Origin of the sequence: Cedecea sp. (genome assembly GCF_036500665.1) — a bacterium.
In the GTDB taxonomy this organism is placed as follows: Bacteria; Pseudomonadota; Gammaproteobacteria; order Enterobacterales; family Enterobacteriaceae; genus Cedecea.
The window spans coordinates 61,983-85,617 of the sequence record NZ_DASYBS010000153.1 but is presented as its reverse complement, the minus strand read 5'-3'; the positions used below and the strand labels follow the sequence as shown (position 1 = coordinate 85,617).

19 protein-coding genes are annotated in these 23,635 nt (G+C 55.8%); 9 read left to right on the top strand and 10 right to left on the bottom strand.

Annotation, left to right across the window (positions count from 1 at the left end; all coding sequences use genetic code 11):
• Positions 1-106: 106 nt before the first annotated feature.
• The 4 genes from gsiC to VGM55_RS24645 all read left to right on the top strand — a co-directional run bounded on the left by gsiC (position 107) and on the right by VGM55_RS24645 (position 3,301).
• Complete coding sequence (gene gsiC, locus VGM55_RS24660) at positions 107-1,027, top strand: glutathione ABC transporter permease GsiC (protein WP_331637028.1); 921 nt, start codon at positions 107-109, stop codon at positions 1,025-1,027.
• A 2-nt stretch (positions 1,028-1,029) separates the two neighbouring features.
• Positions 1,030-1,941: a glutathione ABC transporter permease GsiD gene (gene gsiD, locus VGM55_RS24655; protein ID WP_331637027.1), complete on the top strand. Its 912-nt coding sequence runs from the start codon at positions 1,030-1,032 to the stop codon at positions 1,939-1,941.
• A gap of 36 nt (positions 1,942-1,977) precedes the next feature.
• Complete coding sequence (locus tag VGM55_RS24650; protein WP_154188037.1) at positions 1,978-2,718, top strand: MipA/OmpV family protein; 741 nt, start codon at positions 1,978-1,980, stop codon at positions 2,716-2,718.
• 379 nt (positions 2,719-3,097) lie between these two features.
• Entirely contained in the window at positions 3,098-3,301 is a 204-nt protein-coding gene (locus tag VGM55_RS24645) for a hypothetical protein (protein ID WP_331637026.1), read from the top strand.
• A gap of 122 nt (positions 3,302-3,423) precedes the next feature.
• On the opposite strand, the gene VGM55_RS24640 is transcribed toward VGM55_RS24645, so the two are convergent.
• From VGM55_RS24640 to glpE, 3 genes are all read right to left on the bottom strand, one after another.
• Entirely contained in the window at positions 3,424-4,182 is a 759-nt protein-coding gene (locus tag VGM55_RS24640) for a DeoR/GlpR family transcriptional regulator (RefSeq protein ID WP_331637025.1), read from the bottom strand.
• A 17-nt stretch (positions 4,183-4,199) separates the two neighbouring features.
• Positions 4,200-5,021, bottom strand: a complete 822-nt coding sequence (gene glpG / locus VGM55_RS24635) for a rhomboid family intramembrane serine protease GlpG (RefSeq protein WP_154189126.1) — start codon at positions 5,019-5,021, stop codon at positions 4,200-4,202.
• Between the two features lie 200 nt (positions 5,022-5,221).
• Positions 5,222-5,548: a thiosulfate sulfurtransferase GlpE gene (gene glpE / locus VGM55_RS24630; protein WP_154189125.1), complete on the bottom strand. Its 327-nt coding sequence runs from the start codon at positions 5,546-5,548 to the stop codon at positions 5,222-5,224.
• Positions 5,549-5,743: 195 nt separating this feature from the next.
• Between glpE and glpD the strand changes: the two genes are divergently transcribed.
• Entirely contained in the window at positions 5,744-7,252 is a 1,509-nt protein-coding gene (glpD, locus tag VGM55_RS24625; protein ID WP_154189124.1) for a glycerol-3-phosphate dehydrogenase, read from the top strand.
• A gap of 323 nt (positions 7,253-7,575) precedes the next feature.
• Here the strand turns inward: glpD and malT are convergent, their stop codons facing one another.
• The gene (gene malT, locus VGM55_RS24620; protein WP_154189123.1) at positions 7,576-10,281 is read right to left on the bottom strand and encodes an HTH-type transcriptional regulator MalT; all 2,706 of its coding nucleotides are present in this window, start codon (positions 10,279-10,281) and stop codon (positions 7,576-7,578) included.
• 421 nt (positions 10,282-10,702) lie between these two features.
• Between malT and malP the strand changes: the two genes are divergently transcribed.
• Positions 10,703-13,108: a maltodextrin phosphorylase gene (gene malP, locus VGM55_RS24615; protein ID WP_331637024.1), complete on the top strand. Its 2,406-nt coding sequence runs from the start codon at positions 10,703-10,705 to the stop codon at positions 13,106-13,108.
• A 9-nt stretch (positions 13,109-13,117) separates the two neighbouring features.
• Positions 13,118-15,196: a 4-alpha-glucanotransferase gene (gene malQ, locus VGM55_RS24610; protein ID WP_331637023.1), complete on the top strand. Its 2,079-nt coding sequence runs from the start codon at positions 13,118-13,120 to the stop codon at positions 15,194-15,196.
• 130 nt (positions 15,197-15,326) lie between these two features.
• Here the strand turns inward: malQ and nfuA are convergent, their stop codons facing one another.
• The gene (gene nfuA, locus VGM55_RS24605) at positions 15,327-15,902 is read right to left on the bottom strand and encodes a Fe-S biogenesis protein NfuA (protein WP_008457887.1); all 576 of its coding nucleotides are present in this window, start codon (positions 15,900-15,902) and stop codon (positions 15,327-15,329) included.
• A gap of 58 nt (positions 15,903-15,960) precedes the next feature.
• Positions 15,961-16,644 (bottom strand): DNA utilization protein GntX, encoded by a 684-nt coding sequence (gene gntX, locus VGM55_RS24600; protein ID WP_154189120.1) that lies wholly within the window; start codon positions 16,642-16,644, stop codon positions 15,961-15,963.
• A 38-nt stretch (positions 16,645-16,682) separates the two neighbouring features.
• On the opposite strand from gntX, the gene bioH reads away from it, so the two are divergent.
• Positions 16,683-17,459, top strand: coding sequence for a pimeloyl-ACP methyl ester esterase BioH (bioH, locus tag VGM55_RS24595; RefSeq protein ID WP_331637022.1), 777 nt, complete (start codon positions 16,683-16,685; stop codon positions 17,457-17,459).
• 132 nt (positions 17,460-17,591) lie between these two features.
• Complete coding sequence (locus VGM55_RS24590) at positions 17,592-17,870, top strand: YdgH/BhsA/McbA-like domain containing protein (protein ID WP_331637021.1); 279 nt, start codon at positions 17,592-17,594, stop codon at positions 17,868-17,870.
• Positions 17,871-17,908: 38 nt separating this feature from the next.
• Here the strand turns inward: VGM55_RS24590 and feoC are convergent, their stop codons facing one another.
• From feoC to VGM55_RS24570, 4 genes are all read right to left on the bottom strand, one after another.
• Complete coding sequence (gene feoC / locus VGM55_RS24585; protein ID WP_154189117.1) at positions 17,909-18,145, bottom strand: [Fe-S]-dependent transcriptional repressor FeoC; 237 nt, start codon at positions 18,143-18,145, stop codon at positions 17,909-17,911.
• A gap of 10 nt (positions 18,146-18,155) precedes the next feature.
• A complete protein-coding gene (feoB, locus tag VGM55_RS24580; RefSeq protein WP_331637020.1) occupies positions 18,156-20,474 on the bottom strand; it encodes a Fe(2+) transporter permease subunit FeoB in 2,319 nt (772 codons plus the stop codon).
• Between the two features lie 52 nt (positions 20,475-20,526).
• Positions 20,527-20,751, bottom strand: coding sequence for a ferrous iron transporter A (feoA, locus tag VGM55_RS24575; RefSeq protein WP_154189115.1), 225 nt, complete (start codon positions 20,749-20,751; stop codon positions 20,527-20,529).
• A gap of 462 nt (positions 20,752-21,213) precedes the next feature.
• A complete protein-coding gene (locus VGM55_RS24570; protein ID WP_331637019.1) occupies positions 21,214-23,547 on the bottom strand; it encodes a Tex family protein in 2,334 nt (777 codons plus the stop codon).
• Between the last annotated feature and the right edge of the window lie 88 nt (positions 23,548-23,635).

Below are 23,635 nucleotides of genomic sequence, written 5' to 3'. Positions count from 1 at the left end.
AACAAAGCCCATCTCTGTTCCCTCTCCCTTATGGGGAGAGGGATGCAAAGCCTTGTCTCTTTATCCCCTCGCCCCTCAGGGGAGAGGGTTAGGGTGAGGGGCCGACATGTTTAACTATTTCCTTAAACGCCTTTTTGGGCTAATTCCAACGCTGTTCATCGTCGCGGTGCTGGTGTTCCTGTTTGTTCACCTGCTGCCCGGTGATCCGGCGCGCCTGATTGCAGGGCCGGAAGCCGATGCCACGGTCATTGAGCTTGTTCGCAAACAGCTCGGGCTGGATCAGCCGCTGTGGCGACAGTTCCTGCATTACATCACTCATGTAGTGCAGGGGGACTTTGGCACCTCGCTGGTTTCGCGCCGCCCGGTATCCGAAGAGATTGCCAGCCGCTTTATGCCCACGCTGTGGCTGACGCTGACCAGCATGGCTTGGGCGACGCTGTTTGGCCTGGTTACCGGGATAGTGGCCGCCGTCTGGCGCAACCGCTGGCCGGATCGCCTGAGTATGACAATTGCGGTTTCCGGCATTTCCTTCCCGGCCTTCGCACTGGGAATGCTGCTGATGCAGATCTTCTCGGTTGAGTTAGGCTGGCTCCCCACGGTGGGGGCAGACAGCTGGCAGCACTACATTTTGCCGTCTATTACCCTTGGCGCGGCGGTGGCTGCGGTGATGGCGAGATTCACCCGCGCATCGTTCGTGGATGTGCTGCATGAAGATTACATGCGCACCGCCCGGGCGAAAGGCGTGAGCGAAACGTTGATCGTGGTAAAACACGGCCTGCGTAACGCCATGATCCCGGTGATCACCATGATGGGGTTACAGTTCGGCTTCCTGCTTGGTGGCTCAATTGTGGTGGAAAAAGTGTTTAACTGGCCGGGATTAGGGCGCCTGCTGGTGGATTCGGTGGAAATGCGCGACTACCCGGTTATTCAGGCGGAAGTGCTGCTGTTTTCGCTGGAGTTTATTGTAATCAACTTAGTGGTGGATCTGCTGTATGCCGCCATTAACCCGGCCATCAGGTACAAATAAGGATGCGACTTTTAAACTGGCGACGCCAGGCCATAGTCAACGCGATGCCCGTGGTTCACGCCGGGCAAATCCGTACGCCGTGGAGCGAGTTCTTACGCCGTTTTCGGCAGCAGCCCGTGGCGATGACCGCCGGGCTGTTTGTGCTTTTGCTCATTGCGATCGCGCTGATAGCGCCGTGGATAGCCCCCTTTGATGCGGAAAACTACTTCGACTACGACAGGCTGAACGAAGGGCCGTCGGCATTGCACTGGTTTGGCGTTGATTCGCTGGGGCGCGACATTTTTAGCCGCGTGCTGGTTGGGGCGCAAATCTCGCTGGCCGCCGGGGTCTTTTCGGTGCTTATCGGCGCGCTTATCGGCACCTTCTTTGGCCTGCTGGCGGGGTATTACGAAGGCTGGTGGGACTGCATTATCATGCGCATCTGCGATGTCCTGTTTGCTTTTCCCGGTATTCTGCTGGCGATAGCGGTGGTGGCGGTGATGGGCAGTGGCATGACCAACGTGATTATCGCGGTGGCCATTTTCAGTATTCCGGCTTTTGCCCGCCTGGTTCGCGGCAACACGCTGGTTCTGAAACAGCAAACTTTTATTGAGTCAGCTCGTAGCATTGGCGCCCCGGATGCGACTATTATCTTCCGGCATATCCTGCCGGGTACCGTTTCGTCGATCGTGGTTTATTTCACCATGCGTATCGGGACCTCTATTATCTCCGCCGCAAGCCTGTCGTTTCTTGGCCTGGGTGCTCAGCCTCCTACGCCGGAGTGGGGCGCGATGCTGAACGAGGCGAGGGCGGATATGGTGATAGCCCCGCATGTCGCTATTTTCCCGAGCCTGGCTATCTTTTTGACCGTGCTGGCGTTTAACTTATTGGGGGATGGGCTGCGGGACGCGCTGGATCCCAAAATTAAAGGTTAAATTGCGGCAAAACCTTCGTCGGCCTGGAGTGAAGAGATGCGAAAGATTACCGGGATATTGCTGCTAAGTCCGCTGCTGGTTGCTACCGCCAGCCCTGCGGCCGACTGGTCGCTTGGCGCGCAGGGCGGGGTGTACCAGACGCCTTATCAAACCCGCCATCAGCTGCGCTGGGCGCTGCCCTATATCGGTTATGACGGCAAAACCTGGTATATCGACGGCACCGAGGCGGGCTATAACTTCATCAATACCGATACGCTGCTGTTGCGCGCTAAAGTCTATTACGCCGACACCCAATACCGTGCGTCTAACGGCCAGACGCCCGCGCTGCGCGGGCTGGATAACCGCAACAGCACAATGATGGGCGGCATGACGATACAGTACACCACGCCAATTGGAGCGTTTAGTGCGACGCTTGCGGGCGACACGCTGGGGGTGAGCAATGGTGTGACCGCGAACTCGGCGTATATTGCGATGGCGCAGTGGGGCGCGTTTACGCTGGTGCCTGAAGCCGGTATGGACTTCTCAAATGCGCAAAATACGCGTTACTACTACGGTATCTCAGAGAAAGAGTCGGTAAAAACGGGTCTGGCAACATGGCGACCACAAAGCAGTATTGTGCCTTACGCGCAGCTGGCCATGAATTATGCCTGGACGCCGCTATGGAATACCTGGGCGCGTTTTACGCAGCGTTTTTACCCGAGCACGATCAGTGACAGCCCGATGGTGAATAAGAACAACCTGCGGGAGTTAACGGTGGGGATGAGTTATACGTTTTAGGCGATTGCTCGGTGATTATCTCATCGTTATAAATACCCACGATTATGCAAACCCGGATAAAATTCCGTTCACTTCCAGTACAGTTTCATATGTAGCGATAGCCACGGTGAACGACTCGGGGAAGTCACCGTCACTTCCCCGAGGCCCCGGACTCCCGGCGAAATAAATCGACCGCTAAAGCGGCAGACCTCCGTTTTATCTCCCAGTCCTGGGTCGGCTGAGATGCGTTCCCGACGCTCTCAGCCTCCGGCCGTTCCCAACGTCCGGACCCTGGCCAGTCGGAGAGAAAACCGAGGCGATTTAAGCCGGAACCGAGCCTCGCTTTTTGTTCCCAGCCACGCTGAACATCACTGTCGCTTCAAGACTTACAGCCACGCCCTTGTCCCCGGCTCTCATCGCCCCCGGTGATGACCCAACTCAGGCGGGGTTGAGCTGTCGGGAACAGCGAAAGAGAGCGATCGTCGGGAACGAATCGCGAACGACCCCGAATGTTTGGGTGATGGCCGGTGGGTTTACCGCTTCAGCGGCGATGAGCTTGCCGGGCGCCGGGGGTCGTCAGGGGGCATGGCGTAATGCCACCTGACACGTTCACCGTGTTCCGAGCCTGCAGGGGAAACAAATGTACGGGTGAACGGAATAACTGCGGAGCGAAAGATATCCCCGGGAAGATTTGAACGTAAAGCTTCCGCACTGAGTGTACAAACCTCAGCACAGCTCCAGCTGCACGTTATTCTCTTTAATCACCTGCATCACCCCCGCAGGCGGCATCACATCCGTATACACGGTATCCACCAGACTGATGCTACCCAAATTCACCATCGCATTACGGCCAAACTTCGAATGGTCTACGACCAGCAGCACGCTGCGGGAGTTTTCGATAATCGCGCGCTTGGTGCGAACCTCATGGTAATCAAATTCCAGCAGCGATCCGTCGCTGTCGATGCCGCTGATGCCAAGAATGCCGAAGTCGAGGCGGAACTGGGAAATAAAGTCGAGCGTGGCTTCACCGATGATGCCGCCATCGCGACTGCGCAGCTCGCCCCCGGCCAGAATGATACGGAAGTCTTCTTTCGCCATCAGCGTATTAGCCACGTTGAGATTGTTGGTCACAATGCGCAAATTGCTGTGGTTAAGCAGCGCGTGAGCCACGGCCTCCGGCGTGGTACCGATGTCGATAAACAGCGTGGCACCGTTAGGAATTTGGCTGGCCACCTTCTGCGCAATACGCTCTTTCTCGGCGGTCTGCGTTGCCTTCCTGTCGTGCCACGGGGTGTTGACCGAGCTGGAAGGCAGGGCCGCGCCGCCGTGATGGCGCAGAATCATATTCTGGTCGGCGAGATCGTTTAAATCACGGCGAATGGTTTGCGGGCTGACGGCAAACTGTTCCACCAACTCTTCGGTACTGACGTATCCTTGCTGCTTAACCAGCTCGATAATCGCGTCATGACGTTGTGTCTGCTTCACAAGCTACTCCAGCATTATTATGTTCGTTTTCGCGCATTCAGGGTATCGACCAGCGCCATCGCCAGCCCTACCAGCATGCCGGTCAGGTGTGCTGGAATGACGGATGACTGAGTAAAGACCTCAATCACCAGCCAAATCACGGCAAACGCCAACAGGCCTCGCTGCATCTGGAGTCCGCTTTCGGGGTCTCGTTCACCGCGGAGCCAGACATAGCCCATCAGCGCAAACACCGTGCCGGACAGGCCACCAAACAGTGGGCCGGTAAATTTCGCCTGCATAAACCCGCTCAGCAGAGTGGAGATGAGCGTCAGCGTCAGCAGTTTGCCGGTGCCAAGGCGTTTTTCCAGCGCACCGCCTAAATACCACCACCATAGTAGGTTAAAGAGGATATGCATCAAGGAGAAATGCAGCAATCCGTGTGTGAAATAACGCCAGAACTCAAAGCGCTGTTCAGGAGCGAGCGGCCAGCCAAGTGCGGAAAGCAGTGGGCCGAAGCCAATGATATTGAGCAGCACAAACAGCGCGATGCATACGCCGATGACGATGAGCGTCAGCGGGCCGGCACGCTCTTTGATGGTGGCGAAAAACGGATAGCGTTTATAGCTGAAACCCACGCCGCTGTGGCCGGTACTCCAGCTGGCAGCCTGGTAGCGAGGATCGCCTGGGTTGGCGACAAACTTTTCCAGTTCTGACTTGACCAGCTGCGCCTGGCTTTCATCAGCCAGCCAGACGTCGCTTTGTGTATGCTGTTGGATAGTGAGAATAACGCCCTGGGTTGCCATGTAATCGACAAAAGCCTGCGCGACGCGCGGGTTGGCGAAAGAGGTGATCATTATCATGAAAGTTTAACCAAATTCGTCTATTTACCCGTCATACTTCGAGCCACAGGGAGCGTTGGCTGCGCGCCTGAATCTCAGTCACTGGCTTTATGTCAGCATCTGAGGATTAGCTCATTTCCGCCAGCCTATGCTCAAACTATTCAGGGTAAAGCCTTATAAAGGCAAACAGTATACCTGCAGGGAGTGAAAGCGCCTGAACTTTACGCGCCGTGAGCAACTTCAGCAGGGAAATGGCGGTGCCAGCCGTCAAAGCCGCCGTCGATGCTATAGACCTGCTCATAGCCCTGCTGCAAAAGGTACTGGGCTGCCCCTTTGCTGCTGTTGCCGTGGTAGCACATCACCATGACCGGGGTGTCGAAGTCGGTTTGCTGCATAAAATTCACCAGCGTGTCGTTGGTGAGGTGGTAGGCCCCCGGCGTGTGTCCCATGGCAAAGCTCTGCGGATCGCGGATGTCCACTAATACCGCCTGCTGCTGCTGGAGTTTCTGGTGTGCTTCTTCCACACCAATACATTCAAATTGATCCATGGTTTTACTCGTCGAGAAAGAAAGGAAACAAGGGGTATGTTAAGGCATAGCACCCCGCAGGCGCTGATATTAACGCCAATATGTTATCCATATCACGTAGAAATGTTTTTATTTCGTTACCAAAGCGGGCGAACACTTGCTATCATGAGCGATATCGAACATTTTTGAGCTTTAACGAAAGTGCGTGAGGGCAACATGGAAACCAAAGATCTGATTGTTATTGGCGGTGGAATCAACGGCGCCGGTATTGCGGCGGACGCCGCTGGCCGCGGGTTATCCGTGTTAATGCTGGAGGGGCAGGATCTGGCCTGTGCAACGTCCTCCGCCAGCTCTAAGCTGATTCACGGCGGCCTGCGCTATCTGGAACATTACGAGTTTCGTCTGGTGAGCGAGGCGCTGGCAGAGCGTGAAGTGCTGCTGAAAATGGCACCGCACATTGCCTTCCCGATGCGCTTTCGTTTGCCGCACCGCCCGCATCTTCGCCCGGCGTGGATGATCCGTACCGGCCTGTTCATGTACGACCATCTGGGAAAACGCACCAGTCTCCCGGCCTCCGCCAGCTTGCGTTTTGGCGCAGACTCCGTGCTGAAGCCGGAAATCGTGCGCGGTTTCGAATATTCTGACTGTTGGGTCGATGATGCTCGCCTTGTGCTGGCAAACGCCCAAATGGTGACGCGCAAAGGTGGTGAGGTCAAAACCCGCACTCGCGCCATCAAAGCCACGCGTGAAAACGGCATGTGGGTGGTGGAGGCGCAGGATATTGATACCGGCGAAACCTTTACCTGGCGTGCGAAAGGCCTGGTGAATGCCACCGGTCCGTGGGTGAAAACCTTCTTTGACGAAGGCCTGCAGCTGCCTTCTCCTTACGGTATCCGCCTGATCAAAGGCAGCCACATTGTGGTACCGCGCGTGCATACCCAAAAGCAGGCCTACATCCTGCAGAATGAAGACAAGCGTATTGTGTTCGTTATCCCGTGGATGGATGAGTTCTCCATCATCGGCACCACCGACGTGGAATACCACGGCGACCCGAAAGCGGTACACATTGACGATAAAGAAGTGAGCTACCTGCTGAACGTTTACAACGCTCACTTTAAAAAGACGCTGACCAAAGACGATATCGTCTGGACCTATTCGGGCGTGCGTCCGCTGTGCGACGACGAATCTGATTCTCCGCAGGCCGTGACCCGCGACTACACCCTCGATATTCACGACGAAAATGGTAAGGCACCGCTGCTCTCTGTATTTGGCGGTAAGCTGACGACCTACCGCAAGCTTGCCGAGCATGCGCTGGATAAGCTTGAGCGCTACTACCCGAATATCGGCCCGTCCTGGACCAAAGAGTGCCACCTGCCCGGCGGTGATATCGGCGGCGATCGCGATGACTACGCGGCTAAACTGCGCCGTCGTCATGGTTTCCTGACCGAAAGCCTTGCCCGTCGCCTGGCGCGTACCTATGGCAGTAACAGCGATCTGGTACTGGGTGATGCCAAAAGCCTCAGCGATCTTGGCGAAGAGTTTGGTCATGAGTTTTACGAAGCCGAGCTGCGTTACCTGGTCGAGCACGAGTGGGTAAGATGTGCGGAAGATGCGCTGTGGCGTCGTACCAAGCTGGGTATGTGGCTGAATGAAGAGCAGCAAACCCGTGTGGCGCAGTGGCTGGTAAAGCAGTTCGCTAAATCAGGATTGTCGCTGGCGTCTTAAATAGCCTTGAACGTATTTTTCACTACGAGTATGCAGAGCTGGCGACAGGTTCCGTTAATCTCCAGCTCTGTTTTATATGCAACCACCGCACCGGTGAACGTCTTAGGGAAGCCACCGCCGCTCTCAGCCTCTGGCTGCTCCCGACGGCAGGACCCTGGCCAGTGGGAGAGAAAACTGAGGCGATTTAAGCCGCAACCGTGCCTCACTATACTTTCAGCACTAACCTCCGCTACAACGTCGCTTCTTGTTTTCCCTCTCGCCCCTTTGGGAAGAGGGCCGGGGTGAGGGGCTTGCCCGAAATATCGTCCCGTCCTGCTGGACAGCTAAACCCCATACCCCATCATTTTCAGCAGTTTCTGCGCATGCAGTACTGCATCCTGGCGGTGTGCCACGCCCAGCTTCTGATACAAGTTACGAATATGCGTTTTAATGGTGGTCGCCGCGACGTCCAGTTCTCCGGCGATCTGCTCATTACTGTAGCCTGAGTAAATCAACCCTAGTACCTGCCACTCACGCTGAGTCAGGGGGCTGGTACGAATAAGTTCCGGTACTTCCGGGTGATTAAGCAGGCGATTTACAAAGCTTTCGTCAAAGTGGGCGAACTTATGACGATGATGCTGATTAATCTCGCGCAGGATGCGCTGGGCGCGATGCTGATCCAGCTCCGGCAGCGTGTTTAGCTGAATTAACTGGCGCAGCTGTTGCGCCATTGCTTCCCCTTCAATCACGAAATGGCTGATAAACCCGGTGCGGTTTGCCAGTGCCAGAGCTTCTAATAACACGCGCTGAGCATCGCTTTTGCGTCCGGCCTGCCAGTAAAGCTGATTTAACAACAGTAAGTTGCGGTTCAGGTCGCTCATCAGGCGCAGGCTGCGAGCATTTTCGTTCAACTCTTCCAGCACCATTTCCGCTGGCCCGTACTCGCCCAGCAGGATTTGTACGCGGGCGATGTTGCGCCACTGGCTTTGCAGGAAGTGGTTATTGGCAAATTCAGGTTTTGGCGTCTGGCGCAGCCAGTTGGCTGCCGACTTCTTATCGCCGGTCATTTGCCAGTAGATCACCCGCACCTTATCGGCGTTGGAAACCCAGTCGCTGTGCCAGGGACCGTTCCCAAGCAAATTTTCAAGGCGGTTAAGGTGATTACGAGCATTATCCAGGTCACCGCGCGCCAGAGAACATTGCACCAGCAGCGCCAGGCACTGTAGCTGCTGCTGCGGCTGGAAGCTGGAGAGCACCTCCATCCCGCTGCGTGCTGCTGCTTCGGCTTCGTCCAGCCGTGCCCACGCCCAAAGAAGCTGAGCGCGTATGCGCTGCAGGAACTCATGCAGCGGCAGCTGTTCGAGATGCTGCTCGCGAATCAGCACAAAGGCTTTTTCCTGGGTTTCCCAGGCTGCCTGCAGGAACCCCTGCGCCAGCAAAATTTCGCTTTGTTGAATCAGACTCCACAGCGCGTAATGCCAGACATCATGACGACGCGCCATTTGTTCGGTTTGCTGCATGACGGAGAGTGATTTAGTGAGGTCTCCCTTGCAGTGCAGCACCTCACCGTGAACCGATGTAGCCACGATGCGGCTGTAGAAATTGGCCAAGGGCAGCATTTCCAGCGCCACCATCGCCAGGCGTTCAGCCTCTGCCGGATCGCCCGCGTTAATGGCTACCTGGGCACGCAGGGCGTTGAATTCACCGTGCAGCGTATCGTCGATAACTAAATTCATCTCCTGCTCGGCGCGCGCCAGCAGGGTATTGACTTCGCTATAGCGGTGCTGGGTTTGCATCAGCCAGGCCTGCAGCAGCACCAGTTTGGGGTTTTCCAGCAGGCTTTCCCACGGCAGCGCTTTTAGCGACTCTTCCAGCAGCGTCAGTTCGCTGTGGTTAAACAGTGCCCAGGCGTGGCCCAGCAGGATATCGCGCAGCATATTGGCATCACCTGCCGCCAGCGCGTGGTGAATCGCCTCGCTGGGAAAGCCCTGTGCCATCCAGCTTTCTGCCGCGGCTCGGTGAATATCCGGCAGTTCTGCGGCCAGTTCCCACTGGCAGCGCTGGCGCAGGAAACTGCCAAACAGCGGGTGGAAGCAGAACCATTCGCCGGAGTCATCCATGCGCTGCAGGAACAAGCCCTGGCGTTCGGTTTCTTCAAGCCGCATCTGGCCGTTTTCTTCACCGGTAACCCGGACGATCAGCGCGTCGTTCATCGAACGCAGGATAGAGCTGCGCAGCAGGAAGTTGCGGGTATCGGCATCAACGTTATCCAGGACTTCATCCACCAGATAGTCTGAAAGATGGCTGGCGTTAATACCCGACAGGCGGCGCGCGGAATGCTGGGCTGGCGTATTGCTCTGGCGAGCGGACAGGGCGATCAGCTGTAGCGCGGTCACCCAGCCCGCCACGTCATCGCACAGGCGGCTACTGTCCGCCTGCTCAATGGGCGTGGCCAGGCGGTTATCAAAGAATTGTTTGGCTTCCTGGTGGGTGAACGCGAGCTGCTGGCTGCCGATTTCGAGCAGCTGATCGCGCACGCGAAGGTTGGCGATGCCAAGCTGCGGCAAATTGCGCGACAAAATCACCAGCGTCAGGTTTTCCGGCTGGTGGCGTATGAAAAAGCGCATGGCTTCATGAATCACCGGGTTGGCAATCAGATGGTAATCATCAATCACCAGGTACAGCGGCTTATCCCATCCTGCCAGCTCGATGAAAAGTTGGGAAAAGAGCGATGACAGGCTGGCATATTGCCGTTTTTGCGCCATGATTTCGCTACTTACACAGTGGCCACCGGTGGCATGTTGCACGGCAGCGATCAGGTAACTGGCAAAACGCTCCTGCTGGTTATCCCCTTCATCAAGGGAGTACCAGCCCAGATCTTTTTTCCCCGCCGCCCACTGTGAGACCAGCGTCGTTTTACCGTAACCGGCGGGGCTGGCTACCAGCGCTAACCGGTAGTTGGCGGCGGTCGAAAGCTTCACCAGCAGGCGGTCGCGAACCACAGTGTTTTCCAGCCGTACAGGACGACTTAATTTGGATGGGATTAACATAGTTGATCACTTCACTGTGTAAAAATTTCCCCGACATCTTCCGCGCCGCAAGACGGAATTACCGCACTGCAGAAAGAATCGTGGAGGGAAATGTTCAAGGATGCGATTTTTTTTACGCTTCGTAATTAATGCTTACGGATAAGGTCGGCCAGAATGCTTCTTATTGCAAGGTTGTTGAACTTTCTGTGCTCGGTAAGTTGCACCCTGTCACAGTTCCATTTTTTTCATGAATATGATTGCTCACTCCTTGCGCCAGCGCGACTGAAACCTGTTACATCGCCGTGCCAGGTGGCAGAGATCACATTTTTCGCTCATCCTCGCTACTCCTCCCCGCCTAATCCGCGCCGGGATGAGGAAGTCACCCAGGCTGCCCGGCACACTAACGGGTAATGATTTTCGAACATTACAGGACCGATTTCCTATGTCACAGCCGATCTTCAGTAAAGAACAGTTCCAGTCCGCTCTGACGCGCCAGTGGCAGCGTTACGGCCTTAATGATGCCAGTGAAATGACCCAGCATCAGTGGTGGCACGCGGTTAGCGGCGCGCTGGCAGAGCTATTAGCGGCTCAGCCGGTAGCAAAACCCGAGTCTAAACAGCAGCGCCACGTAAACTACATCTCTATGGAGTTTCTGATTGGCCGCCTGACCGGGAACAACTTACTTAACCTCGGCTGGTTCTCTGAGGTGAGCGACATACTGAAGGGTTACCAGATTAACCTTACGGATTTGCTGGAAGAAGAGACGGACCTGGCATTAGGAAACGGCGGGCTGGGGCGACTGGCGGCCTGCTTCCTGGACTCAATGGCCACGGTCGGGCAGTCGGCTATTGGCTATGGCCTGAATTATCAGTACGGCCTGTTCCGCCAGTCCTTTAAGGACGGCAAGCAGATGGAAGCCCCGGATGACTGGCAGCGCGGCAGCTACCCCTGGTTCCGCCACAACGGCGCGCTGGACGTGCAGGTTGGGGTCGGCGGTAAAGTGGTGAAGAATGGGAAAAGTCAGCGCTGGGAACCTGCTTTTATTTTCCAGGGAGAGGCGTGGGATTTACCGGTGCTGGGTTATCGAAACGGCGTGGCGCAGCCGCTGCGTCTGTGGCAGGCAAAGCACGCACATCCCTTTGATCTGACAAAATTTAATGACGGCCAATTCCTTAAAGCCGAACAGCAGGGTATCGATGCCGAAAAGCTGACCAAGGTGCTCTACCCGAACGACAATCATTTGAACGGCAAAAAGCTGCGCCTGATGCAGCAGTATTTCCAGTGTGCCTGCTCCGTAGCCGATATTTTGCGGCGCCATCACCTGGCTGGCCGCAAGCTCGCCGAGCTGCCGGATTACGAAGCTATCCAGCTTAACGATACTCACCCAACCATCGCCATTCCTGAACTGCTGCGCGTGCTGATTGATGAGCACCAGCTCAGCTGGGACGATGCCTGGGCGATGACCAGCAAGACCTTTGCTTATACCAACCACACGCTGATGCCGGAAGCGCTGGAATGTTGGGACGAGAAGCTGGTTAAGGCGCTTTTGCCGCGGCATATGCAAATCATCAATGAAATTAACAAGCGGTTTAAGGTGCTGGTCGAGAAAACCTGGCCGGGTGACGAACCCGTTTGGGCGAAGCTTGCCGTGGTACATAACAAGCAGGTACGTATGGCAAACCTGTGCGTAGTCGGCGGCTTTGCGGTGAACGGCGTGGCGGCTCTCCACTCTGAGCTGGTGGTGAAAGACCTGTTCCCGGAATATCACCAGCTGTGGCCGAACAAATTCCATAACGTCACTAACGGTATTACACCGCGCCGCTGGATCAAACAGTGTAATCCTGCGCTTGCTGCGCTGTTCGACAAGACGCTGAAGAAAGAGTGGGCCAACAACCTGGACGTACTGGAAGGGTTGGAGAAGCACGCCGATAATGCCAAATTCCGCCAGACCTGGCGCGAGATCAAATACCAGAACAAGGTGAAGCTGGCGGCCTTTGTGAAGGCGCGTACCGGCATCGTGATTAGCCCGGATGCGCTGTTTGATGTGCAGATTAAACGCCTGCATGAATACAAGCGCCAGCACCTGAACCTGCTGCATATTCTGGCGCAGTACAAAGCTATCAGAGAAAACCCAGAGGCTGAGCGAGTGCCGCGCGTTTATCTATTCGGTGCTAAAGCGGCTCCGGGTTATTACCTGGCAAAAAACATCATCTTTGCGATCAACAAAGTGGCCGAGGTGATCAACAACGATCCGCTGGTGGGCGACCAGCTGAAGGTCGTCTTCCTGCCGGACTACTGCGTGTCTGCGGCGGAAATCATGATCCCGGCGGCAGATATCTCCGAGCAGATTTCGACCGCGGGCAAAGAAGCTTCCGGCACCGGTAATATGAAGCTTGCGCTGAACGGCGCGCTGACGGTCGGTACGCTTGACGGCGCCAACGTTGAAATTGCCGAGAAAGTGGGTGAAGAGAATATCTTTATATTTGGCCACACCGTCGAACAGGTTAAAGCCCTGAAAGCCAAAGGCTACGATCCGGTGAAATGGCGTAAAAAAGACAAAGTGCTGGATGCTATCCTCAAAGAGCTGGAGCAGGGGAAATACAGCGAGGGTGATAAACACGCCTTTGATCAGATGCTGCACAGCATCGGTAAAGAGGGCGGCGACCCTTATCTGGTCATGGCGGACTTTACCGCCTACGCCGAAGTGCAGAAGCTTGCCGACAAGCTTTACCTCGACCAGGAAGCCTGGACGCGTGCGGCCATTCTGAACAGCGCGCGCTGCGGCATGTTCAGCTCCGATCGCTCGATTCGTGATTATCAGCAACGTATCTGGCAGGCAAAACGCTAAGGGAGCGCCATGGATAGCAAACGTCTCGACAGTGCCGCCCTGGCGGCCGGTATCAGCCCACATTACATCAACGCGCACGGCAAAGCGCAGAGTATTCCTGCGGATACCAAAAAACGCCTTCTGGAGGCGATGAAACCTATTTCAGGTGCAAAGCAGGCAAAATCTCCGGTGCCCAGTGTTCAGGTCTACACCTTAGGGCAGCGCATGCAGCTCGCGATACAGGAGGAAGGGGAATATGGCTGGCAGTTGACCACGGAGGACGGCTCGCTGCATCAGGGGATCGCCCGCGGCGGCAAAAAACTGGAGCTGCCGATTAAGCTGCCCGAGGGTTACCACGATCTGGTGATAACCCACCAGAAACGGAGCTGGACAAGCCGAATTATTGTCGCGCCACCGCGCTGCTACGAGCCGGACGCCTTAATGCAGGGAAAAAAACTGTGGGGTGCGTGCGTACAGCTTTATACGCTGCGCTCGGAGGCTAACTGGGGCATCGGTGATTTTGGTGATCTGAAGAAAATGCTGGCGGATGTGGCAACGCGTGGCGGGGCATTTATCGGCCTTAATCCTATCCATTCGCTTTACCCAGCGAACCCGGAAAGCGCCAGCCCGTACAGTCCTTCGTCACGCCGCTGGCTGAATATCATCTACATCGACGTTAACGCGGTGGAGGATTTTCAGAGCAGCAAAGAGGCGCAGGCGTGGTGGAAAAAACCTGCCGTTCAGCAGCAGATTGAGGCAGCGAGGGAGGTTGAATGGGTGGATTATTCCGCCGTTACGGCCCTCAAAATTGCGGCACTGCGCCTTGCCTGGAAACCGTTCTTGCAGCGTAAACCCAACGATGAGCAGGTTGTCGCTTTTAACCGGTTCGTTGCCGAGGGCGGCGAAAGTCTTTTCTACCAGGCGGCTTATGATGCGCTACACGCAAGCCAGGCCAGCGAAGATCCTATGCGCTGGGGCTGGCCGGTGTGGCCGGAAAGTTATCGAGATGCGCATAGCCCGGATGTTAAACGGTTCTGCGAAAAGCATCACGATGAGGTTAACTTCTGGCTTTGGCTGCAGTATCTCGCCTGGCGTCAGTTTAAAGCCTGTTGGGAGGCCAGCCAACAGGATGGGATGCCTATTGGCCTCTACCGTGATCTTGCGGTGGGCGTGGCAGAGGGGGGGGCTGAGACCTGGTGCGACCGCGATCTCTATTGCCTGAAGGCATCGGTTGGCGCGCCGCCGGATATTCTTGGCCCGCTCGGGCAAAACTGGGGTCTGCCGCCGATTGATCCTCACGTCATGGTTGCTCGTGCCTATGAGCCTTTTATCGAGCTGCTACGCGCCAATATGACCCACTGCGGCGCGCTGCGTATCGACCATGTGATGTCGATGCTGCGCCTGTGGTGGATCCCTTACGGTGAGACGGCGGATAAAGGGGCTTATGTTCAGTACCCCGTTGACGATTTGCTGTCGATTCTTGCGCTGGAGAGCCAGCGCCACCGCTGTATGGTCATCGGCGAAGATCTTGGTACTGTACCGGTTGAGATCGTCGGTAAGCTGCGCGACAGCGGCGTTTATTCTTACAAGGTGCTGTACTTCGAGCATGACGGTGAGAAGCAGTACAAGGCGCCCGCATGCTGGCCGAAGCAGTCGATGGCCGTCGCCACGACCCACGACCTGCCAACGCTTCGTGGTTACTGGAACCGTGGAGATTTAACGCTCGGTGAAACGCTTGGCCTCTACCCTGATGAAGCGGTACTGGCGGGGCTGTATGAGGATCGTGAACGGGCTAAGCAAGGCTTGCTGGATGGTCTGCATCAATACGGCTGTTTGCCGAAGCGTGCGGGGCATAAGGCTGCGTTAATGGCGATGACCGACACGCTTAACCGGGGAATGCAGCGCTACATCGCGGACAGCAATAGTGCGTTGCTGGGGCTACAGCCGGAGGACTGGCTGGACATGGCCGAACCGGTGAATATTCCGGGAACCAGTGACCAGTATAAAAACTGGCGTCGTAAGCTGACCTGCTCGCTGGAAGCGATGTTTGCCGATGAGCGGGTGAATAAGCTGCTGAAGGATTTGGATAAGCGGCGTAAGAAAATGTAATTTGACGACCCTCACCCTCACCCTCACCCTCACCCTCACCCTCTCCCTGGAAAGGAGAGGGAACAGAATGGTGAAACCTACGAGATCTCTTTCCTCCTGGGGAGAGGGCCGGGGTGAGGGGGTTATCTAATTAGTAATAAGAGTGCTCACCGCGCTGGTGTTCGGTCAGGTCACGAACGCCTTTCAGCTCAGGGAACTCAGCCAGCAGCTGTTTCTCAATCCCTTCTTTCAGCGTCACATCTACCATAGAACAACCGTTACAGCCGCCGCCAAACTGCAGAATGGCATAGCCTTCATCGGTAATTTCCATCAGCGTTACGCGACCACCGTGGCCAGCCAGCTGTGGGTTAACGGTCGCCTGCAGCATGTACTCGACGCGCTCCATCAGCGGCGCATCGTCAGAAACTTTACGCATTTTCGCGTTAGGCGCTTTCAGCGTCAGCTGGGAACCGAGCTGATCGGTGACGAAGTCAATCTCGGCGTCTTCGAGGTAAGGTGCGCTTAGCTCATCGACATAAGCGGTTAACTGCTCAAACGGCAGTGCTGTATCGGTCGCTTCAACCGCATCCGGCGGACAATAAGACACACCACACTCCGCATTCGGGGTGCCAGGATTGATTACGAATACGCGGATTTGCGTCCCTTCTTCCTGATTTGCCAGCAGTTTGGCAAAGTGGGATTGTGCAGCATCGGAAATACGGATCATAACGATTGCTCAATAGTTGACTATTTTAGTCGGTTATAATACGCCCATCGTCGAGGGTCTACAAGGTTCGACACAGGCACCATACCTGGACAGTCGCTGCGCCCTGCCTTTTCAGCAACCGCGCTATCTCCGCAACAGTACTACCCGTCGTCACGACATCATCCACAATAGCCATATGGCGACCCGCTACCGGGATTTCAACCCTAAAGATGCCTTTCAAATTCCTCTTTCGCTCTTTGGCCGTTAGCGTGTGCTGCGCGGGCGAAGAACGTATGCGTTTGATGGAAAAAGGAAAATGATTACAACCCAACCAGCGTGCCAGCGGAGTAGCAATAAGTGCGCTTTGGTTATAGCCACGCCGCCATGCACGGCTGCGATGCAGCGGCACGCTCAGAATGATGTCGGGTATCGTGATACGCCCGTCCCGCCTGGCTGCCAGTACGCGCAGCAGCAGCAGGCGTGCCAGCGAGGGGGCGAGCGAGGGCGAACCGGTAAATTTAAGGTGATGAATAAGCGAGCTTAGCGGGGGAAGGTAATCGGTAACATAGGTGATTGTGTCCCACTCAGGCATCCGTTGCAGGCAGCGTCCACAGGGTAATTTAACGCTTAAGGCTGGCAAACCGCAGTGTGAGCAGCAAGACGGTGGCTTCGGTAGTGAGGCTGTACAGCACGAGCAAATCCCCCATCCAGGGCAGGCAAGCGGTAACTCGCATAGCCAACAGCGTCCAGGGATTGTTAGCATAGCGTTCTCCTTGCTGATGAAAATGAGAACGGTAACCGATGAGCGAGCTGTGGTGGCAAACAAAAGGTGAAGGAAAATACGATCTTGTGCTGCTGCACGGATGGGGGCTGAACGCCGGGGTATGGCACAACATAGAAGCAGAACTCGGCTCGCAATTTCGGCTGCACCTGGTCGATTTGCCGGGGTACGGTCGAAGTAAAGGTTTTGGCACGTTAACGCTGGCGCAAATGGCTGACATTGTGCTGTCGCAGGCACCAGAACGCGCCATCTGGCTGGGCTGGAGCCTGGGGGGATTGGTGGCAAGCCAGATAGCACTCGCTCATCCCGAACGTGTAAAGGCGCTGGTGACGGTGGCATCCTCGCCGTGCTTTACCGCTTCCGAAAGTTGGCCCGGTATTAAACCGGACGTCCTGGCCGGGTTCCAACAGCAGCTGAGCGAAGATTTTCAACGCACCGTTGAGCGCTTTCTGGCGCTGCAAACCCTGGGGACAGAAACCGCTCGCCAGGATGCTCGCTTGCTTAAATCCGTTGTTCTGGAGCAGCCGGTGCCGGAAGTGGAGGTGCTAAACGGCGGTCTTGAGATCCTGAGAACCGCCGATCTGCGTACGGGGCTTGCCGCTTCCGCAGTGCCGCATTTACGCCTGTATGGCAGACTGGACGGTCTGGTACCTCGCAAAGTTGTTCCCCTGCTTGATACCCTTTGGCCGCAATCCGGCTCGTTTATCTTCGACAAAGCGGCACATGCGCCATTTATCTCGCATCCGGCTGAGTTCTGCCGGGCCCTGCTGGAATGGTGTCAGCGTCCCGGGGAGTAATTTGTTCATCCGTGGCGAAAAAAGCATTTTGTGCCAATACTCAATTATTCACCCTGTAAAGGGTGAATAAGTAAACCATTGTGGGTGAATCCCGGTGACTAAAAAAACAGATACCTATGGAGAGTACTGGCTATGAAATTGATAACAGGCATCGTTACGACATTGTTGGTTAGTGCTGTTTCCTTTGGCGCTTTTGCGGCTAAAGAACTTGAAAAAGATAAAGTTGCGAGCATGAAGTTAACCAAAATCGGCACTATCGTGACCGATAAAACGTCTGCTTCAATGGATGCGAAGCGGGATTTGGTTAAGAAAGCAGATAAGCTCGGAGGGGACTACTACGTGGTGACCAGCGCCGAGAAATACACGAAAAACGTTCGTGCAACTGCAGACGTCTATAAAATTGCTAAATAGTTTTGCTATAAAAAAGGCGGGATACCCCGCCTTTTTTGTCAGCGTAATGCCCACAGCTCCCGCACACACAGTTTCCCTTCCGGACAACTTTTGCAGCTTCCCGTCAGGCAACTGCTCGGGTCTTCACTGATGCGCATTGCTTTACCCATGGCCTCCAGGCGGTCAAGCATGGCGGCCACCAGCGGCAGGGGCGTAGCAAGCTGCTGGCTTATCTGCTTCGCTTCCAGGCGGCCCTGAAGCGCCAGGGCGTTGCGGATATCAATCAGGCTCGCCATTCATCGCTCCTTAATGGCAGTCGCCGGTGCTGCTCTGGCAGCAAGACGACGGCGTTTTTCTGACGGCCAGCAGCGAGACGTCAACGCGGCTGCGGGCCCGGCGCAGGCCGCCCAGCAGCAGAACGTTGAACAATACCACCGCCAAAATACAGACCAGACTGAACTGTGGGTGCTCGCTAAAGGTGACGCTCTGGTAGTACAGCGTAGAGAGCGAGTAGGCGATATTCAGCCCCCAAAGTACCGAGAATGTCATCCAGCCCCGGCTCGACTCTCGGGCTATCGCGCCCATCACCGAGATGCACGGAATATAGAGCAGGACGAAAATGAGATAGCTGTAGGCGGCGGCTTCGCTGCCAAACTTGCTGCTCATTACGCCCATCGGCCCGGAGGACATTTCGCCGTCGCCTTTGCTGGCTTCAATCGGGTTTGCCAGCACGCTCAGGCTAAAGGTGTTTTTCAGGCCCTGCCAGGTTTCATCGGCGGCGGCGCCCAGCTCGTCAAGCAGATTAAAGCTTGCGGCATCAAACTCCTCGTTATGGATATCTTCGGCGGTATAGAGGGTATTCAGCGTACCGACAACCACCTCTTTTGCCATCGCGCCGGTAAACAGCCCAACGGTGGCCTGCCAGTTATCATCGTGGACGCCAATCGGCTTGAGCAGAGGGGTCAATACGCGGCTAACGGAGGCCAGCGCTGAGTCATTAATGTTATTTACCGCCTTGCCGCTAAAGGAGAAGCTGTTCAGTGCGCCAATGAAGATACTCACAATAACAATCACTTTACCCGCACGCAGCACGAAACCTTTCAGACGCTGCCAGGTCTGCAGGAGCAGGCTCTTGAGATGGGGAACGTGGTAAACCGGTAGCTCCATCACGAACGGTGAGGCTTCGCCGCGCATGATGGTGTGTTTCAGCATCAGGCCGGTAAGAATAGCCATCACGATGCCGAGGATGTAGAGCGAGAACACGACAAGCGCGCCCTGCTGACCGAAGAACGCGGCGGCAAAGACCGCAAAAATCGCCAGCCGTGCGCCGCAGGACATAAACGGCGCCATCATGATGGTCATCAACCGTTCGCGTGGAGCATCGAGGGTACGGGCCCCCATGACCGAAGGCACGTTGCATCCAAAGCCCACGATCAGCGGTACGAAGGATTTACCCGGCAGCCCTAAGGACTGCATCAGGCGGTCCATCACGAAGGCGGCGCGAGCCATATAACCGGAGTCTTCGAGGAACGACAGGAACAGGTACATCATACCGATTTGTGGGACCAGCGGCAGCACGGTATTGATCCCGCCGCCGATGCCCTGGGCAAGGAAAATGGTCAGCCAGTCGGGGAAGTGCAGCGTATAGCCAAGCCACTGAATACCGTGAATGAATATCGCCACCGAGCCGGCGTCAAAAATAGGCTGCAGCGCCCCGCCGATGTTAATCGCCAGCAGGAACATCAGGTACATCACCAGCATAAATATCGGCAGGCCGAGGTAGCGGTTGAGGATGATTTTATCCATCGCCACCGTCAGGTGGTTCGGCTCGGCGGTCATGCTGTTGCTGACTGCGTCACAGACGGAGGCAATACTTTGGTAGCGTGCATCGGCAATCAACAGGGCAGGGTCGTCAACGGTGTCCGCCAGGCGGGCGCGAGCGGCATTCAGCCCGTCAGAGGCATCGCCCGCATAAGCCAGGCTGTAGATGTCACCTTCCAGCATCTGCAGCGCCAGCCAGCGGCGTTGCTTAACCGGCATCTCCTGTGGCATAGCCGTTGCCAGTTTATCCGCTTCCTGCAGTAAAACCTGCGGATAGTGAACCAGTTCGCTTCTTTGGTTGGGTTGTTTGCGGTCAATGGCGAGCTTCAGGCTCTCTATTCCCCGTCCGCGAGTAGAAACCAGCGGCACGACCGGGCAGCCCAGGCGGGCGGCAAGCGCGTCGATGTCGATGCGGATAGCCTGCTTTTCGGCGATATCGAGCATGTTCAGCGCAACCACGCACGGAATGCCCAGCTCCAGCAGCTGCAGCGTCAGGTAGAGGTTGCGTTCAAGGTTGGAAGCATCAACCACGTTGATAAGCAGGTCAGCATCACCGCTGAGGATGTAGTGGCAGGCGATTTGCTCATCGAGCGAAGTCTGCGACGAAATAGTGGTGAGCGAATAGGTGCCGGGTAGATCAACCAGCGTCACCTGATGCTCAAGCGTGGAAAACTGACCTTCTTTGCGTTCTACGGTTACGCCAGCCCAGTTTCCCACGCGCTGGCGGGCACCCGTCAACTGATTGAATAGCGTGGTTTTACCTGAGTTAGGATTGCCGATTAAACCTATGGTTAAGTTTTTCATTTTATTCGTGGACTTCGTTGAGTTTGCAAAAAGCGCGTACGCTCACCCGCCGTTAAGCAACGGCTTCAACATTCACCAGCGCGAGGTCTTTCTTACGCAATACCAGGCTAACGCGGCGCGTTTCGATATGAATAGGGTCGCCGAGCGGAGCCACGCGGACTACGTTGAATGAAGAACCCGGCAGCATGCCGAGAGACAATAATTTTTGGCGGTAAGCCGGACTAATTTCACTGGCGAAGCCGGTAATTTTCCACGCGCTATTCGGTATGAATTGCATAGGACCTACTTAGAGCTGGGCTCTGCATTGACGCTGACTGAATGATCGTTTCCATAAGCGAGAAGAGACGCATAACGAAAACCAATTAAGCGGTCGGAAGAAAGAGAAGAAATAACGTTCAATGCAATGATAATGAGAATGGTTACCGCCCACAATATTTATTTTTCTGCCTGAATTATTGCGTTCTGGCACTTTTTTTCAGATGTGGGGATTTTATTTATCACCGTGTGTTGTTGGCGATTTTTTGTAACGTCATGAATAATATTGATTTATATAAAATGACGTGAAGGTGTTTATTATTTTAATGTTATTCAGGTATCACTAATGTTGCATCGGTGATAATTACTGGTTTCGCTGAAGGGTATTTATTGAAAATTGATTTAAATCAAACTTAGTTTATTTTTTTGCACAACGGCGTGAGCGCAAGAATAATTCCTCTCCCCGAAGGGAGAGGAAAGAGAATTAGCGCTTCTTACCCATAGCGGCGGCCAGGGCGTCCATCATGGCGCTATTTCCACCGCTGGCGTTGTCACGCCCGCGCGGTTTTTGCGGTGCAGCAGGTCTGCCTTTTTGCTCACGAGGGGTATTACCACCGCTGTTCCGGCGGCTGCCGCTTTCGCCCGGCTGTTCGTCGAGGCGCATGGTTAAGGCGATGCGTTTGCGCTGCAGGTCAACCTCAAGCACTTTGACCTTCACGATATCGCCCGCTTTCACCACTTTGTGCGGATCGTCGATGAATTTGTCCGACAGGGACGAGATGTGAACCAGCCCATCCTGATGTACGCCGATATCCACAAACGCACCGAAGTTGGTGACGTTGGTCACCGCCCCTTCCAGCACCATGCCCGGCGTCAGGTCGTTCATGGTTTCCACGCCTTCGGCAAACTGCGCGGTTTTAAACTCAGGGCGCGGGTCGCGACCCGGCTTTTCCAGCTCTTTAATAATGTCCGTCACGGTCGGGACCCCGAAACGCTCATCGGTAAACTGGCTGGCTTTCAGATCGCGCAGCTCGCTGCTGTTGCCCATCAGGTCCTGCAGCGCCTGCTGGGTTGCGGCCAGGATGCGTTCGACCACCGGATAGGCTTCCGGGTGAACGGTTGAGGCATCCAGCGGGTTATCGCCGTGGTTAATACGCAGGAAGCCCGCGCACTGCTCGAAGGCTTTTGGCCCCAGACGGCTAACTTTCAGCAGCTGCTGGCGATTCTGGAAGCGGCCATTCTCGTCACGCCAGCTGACGATATTCTGCGCCATCATGCGGGTCAGGCCGGCAACGCGCGTCAGCAGCGGCACGGAAGCCGTGTTCAGATCCACGCCAACGGCGTTTACGCAGTCTTCCACTACCGCATCGAGCTTTTTCGCCAGCTGAGCCTGGCTGACGTCATGCTGATACTGGCCGACGCCGATAGATTTCGGATCGATTTTCACCAGCTCGGCCAGCGGATCCTGCAGGCGGCGAGCGATCGAAACTGCACCGCGGATAGAAACATCCAGGTCAGGAAACTCCAGCGCCGCCAGCTCGGAAGCTGAATAGACGGACGCGCCCGCTTCGCTGACGATGACCTTTTGTGCCGTGACTTTCGGGAACTGCTTCTGTACGTCGAGGAAGAAACGCTCGGTTTCACGGGACGCGGTGCCGTTGCCAATGGCAACCAGCTCGACGTTATGCTTTTCGCAAAGCGCAGCAACGGCGATAGCGGCTTTTGCCGCCTGGCCGGTATGCGGATAAATGGTATCGGTAGCAACCAGCTTGCCGGTGGCGTCAACTACTGCGACCTTCACGCCGGTACGCAGGCCCGGATCGAGGCCCATTGTGGCACGCAGGCCAGCCGGAGCCGCCATCAACAGGTCATGAAGGTTGCGGGCGAAGACGTTAATCGCTTCGTCTTCCGCGCGCTCGCGTACCGTGCCCATCAGCTCGGTTTCAAGGTGCATCAGCACTTTGATGCGCCAGGTCCAACTGACGACGGCTTTACACCAGCTATCGGCAGGCGCATTGTTCAGGCGAAGATCCAAATGTTTGGTAATCAGCTGTTCGCAATAGCTCTCACGCGGTGGCTCATCGAACTGCGGGTCAGCATTCAGCGATAGCTGTAATACTCCTTCGTTACGCCCGCGGAACATCGCCAGCGCGCGGTGGGAAGGGACGGTCGCAATGGCTTCGTGGTGGGCAAAGTAGTCGCGGAATTTTGCGCCTTCTTCCTCTTTACCGCTTACCACGGCAGAAACCAGGTGTGCATTCTTCCATAAATAGTCACGCACTTTCGCCAGCAGCGCGGCATCTTCAGCGAAGCGCTCCATCAGAATGTAGCGTGCGCCGTCCAGCGCGGCTTTGGTGTCCGCCACGCCTTTGTCGGCGTCCACGAAGCGAGCAGCTTCCTGCTCAGGGTCGTGTGAAGGCTCGTTCCACAGCAAATCAGCCAGCGGCTCAAGGCCGGCTTCAATGGCGATTTGCCCGCGGGTACGGCGCTTGGGTTTATACGGCAGGTAAAGGTCTTCGAGTTCGGTTTTGCTCAGCGTGCCGTTGATGGCACCGGCAAGCTCGTCGCTCAGTTTGCCCTGGTCTGCAATGGATTTGAGGATGGTCTGGCGGCGTTCTTCCAGCTCGCGCAGGTAGCTAAGACGAGTCTCCAGTTGACGCAGTTGCGTGTCATCCAGACCGCCGGTGACTTCCTTACGATAACGTGCGATAAACGGCACGGTATTCCCTTCATCCAGCAGGCGAACGGCAGCTTCTACCTGTTCGTTTCTGGCCTGAAGCTCACCCGCAATAATGCGGCAAAGCGAATCATTCATCATGGCTTTTCATCTGTGTAGTACGGAAAATTCAGCAAACAGTTATACGGATCGGGGCATGAAAATGCCAGCCACCGACCCCCGGATATTG

Bases quoted from the DNA above. Each gene is read 5' to 3' on its own strand.
- gsiC (WP_331637028.1), top strand. From the start codon at position 107: ATGTTTAACTATTTCCTTAAACGCCTTTTTGGGCTAATTCCAACGCTG.
- gsiD (WP_331637027.1), top strand. From the start codon at position 1,030: ATGCGACTTTTAAACTGGCGACGCCAGGCCATAGTCAACGCGATGCCC.
- VGM55_RS24650 (WP_154188037.1), top strand. From the start codon at position 1,978: ATGCGAAAGATTACCGGGATATTGCTGCTAAGTCCGCTGCTGGTTGCT.
- glpG (WP_154189126.1), bottom strand. From the start codon at position 5,021: ATGATAATGATCACCTCTTTCGCCAACCCGCGCGTCGCGCAGGCTTTT.
- glpE (WP_154189125.1), bottom strand. From the start codon at position 5,548: ATGGATCAATTTGAATGTATTGGTGTGGAAGAAGCACACCAGAAACTC.
- glpD (WP_154189124.1), top strand. From the start codon at position 5,744: ATGGAAACCAAAGATCTGATTGTTATTGGCGGTGGAATCAACGGCGCC.
- malT (WP_154189123.1), bottom strand. From the start codon at position 10,281: ATGTTAATCCCATCCAAATTAAGTCGTCCTGTACGGCTGGAAAACACT.
- malP (WP_331637024.1), top strand. From the start codon at position 10,703: ATGTCACAGCCGATCTTCAGTAAAGAACAGTTCCAGTCCGCTCTGACG.
- malQ (WP_331637023.1), top strand. From the start codon at position 13,118: ATGGATAGCAAACGTCTCGACAGTGCCGCCCTGGCGGCCGGTATCAGC.
- nfuA (WP_008457887.1), bottom strand. From the start codon at position 15,902: ATGATCCGTATTTCCGATGCTGCACAATCCCACTTTGCCAAACTGCTG.
- gntX (WP_154189120.1), bottom strand. From the start codon at position 16,644: ATGCTAACAATCCCTGGACGCTGTTGGCTATGCGAGTTACCGCTTGCC.
- bioH (WP_331637022.1), top strand. From the start codon at position 16,683: ATGAGCGAGCTGTGGTGGCAAACAAAAGGTGAAGGAAAATACGATCTT.
- VGM55_RS24590 (WP_331637021.1), top strand. From the start codon at position 17,592: ATGAAATTGATAACAGGCATCGTTACGACATTGTTGGTTAGTGCTGTT.
- feoC (WP_154189117.1), bottom strand. From the start codon at position 18,145: ATGGCGAGCCTGATTGATATCCGCAACGCCCTGGCGCTTCAGGGCCGC.
- feoB (WP_331637020.1), bottom strand. From the start codon at position 20,474: ATGAAAAACTTAACCATAGGTTTAATCGGCAATCCTAACTCAGGTAAA.
- feoA (WP_154189115.1), bottom strand. From the start codon at position 20,751: ATGCAATTCATACCGAATAGCGCGTGGAAAATTACCGGCTTCGCCAGT.
- VGM55_RS24570 (WP_331637019.1), bottom strand. From the start codon at position 23,547: ATGATGAATGATTCGCTTTGCCGCATTATTGCGGGTGAGCTTCAGGCC.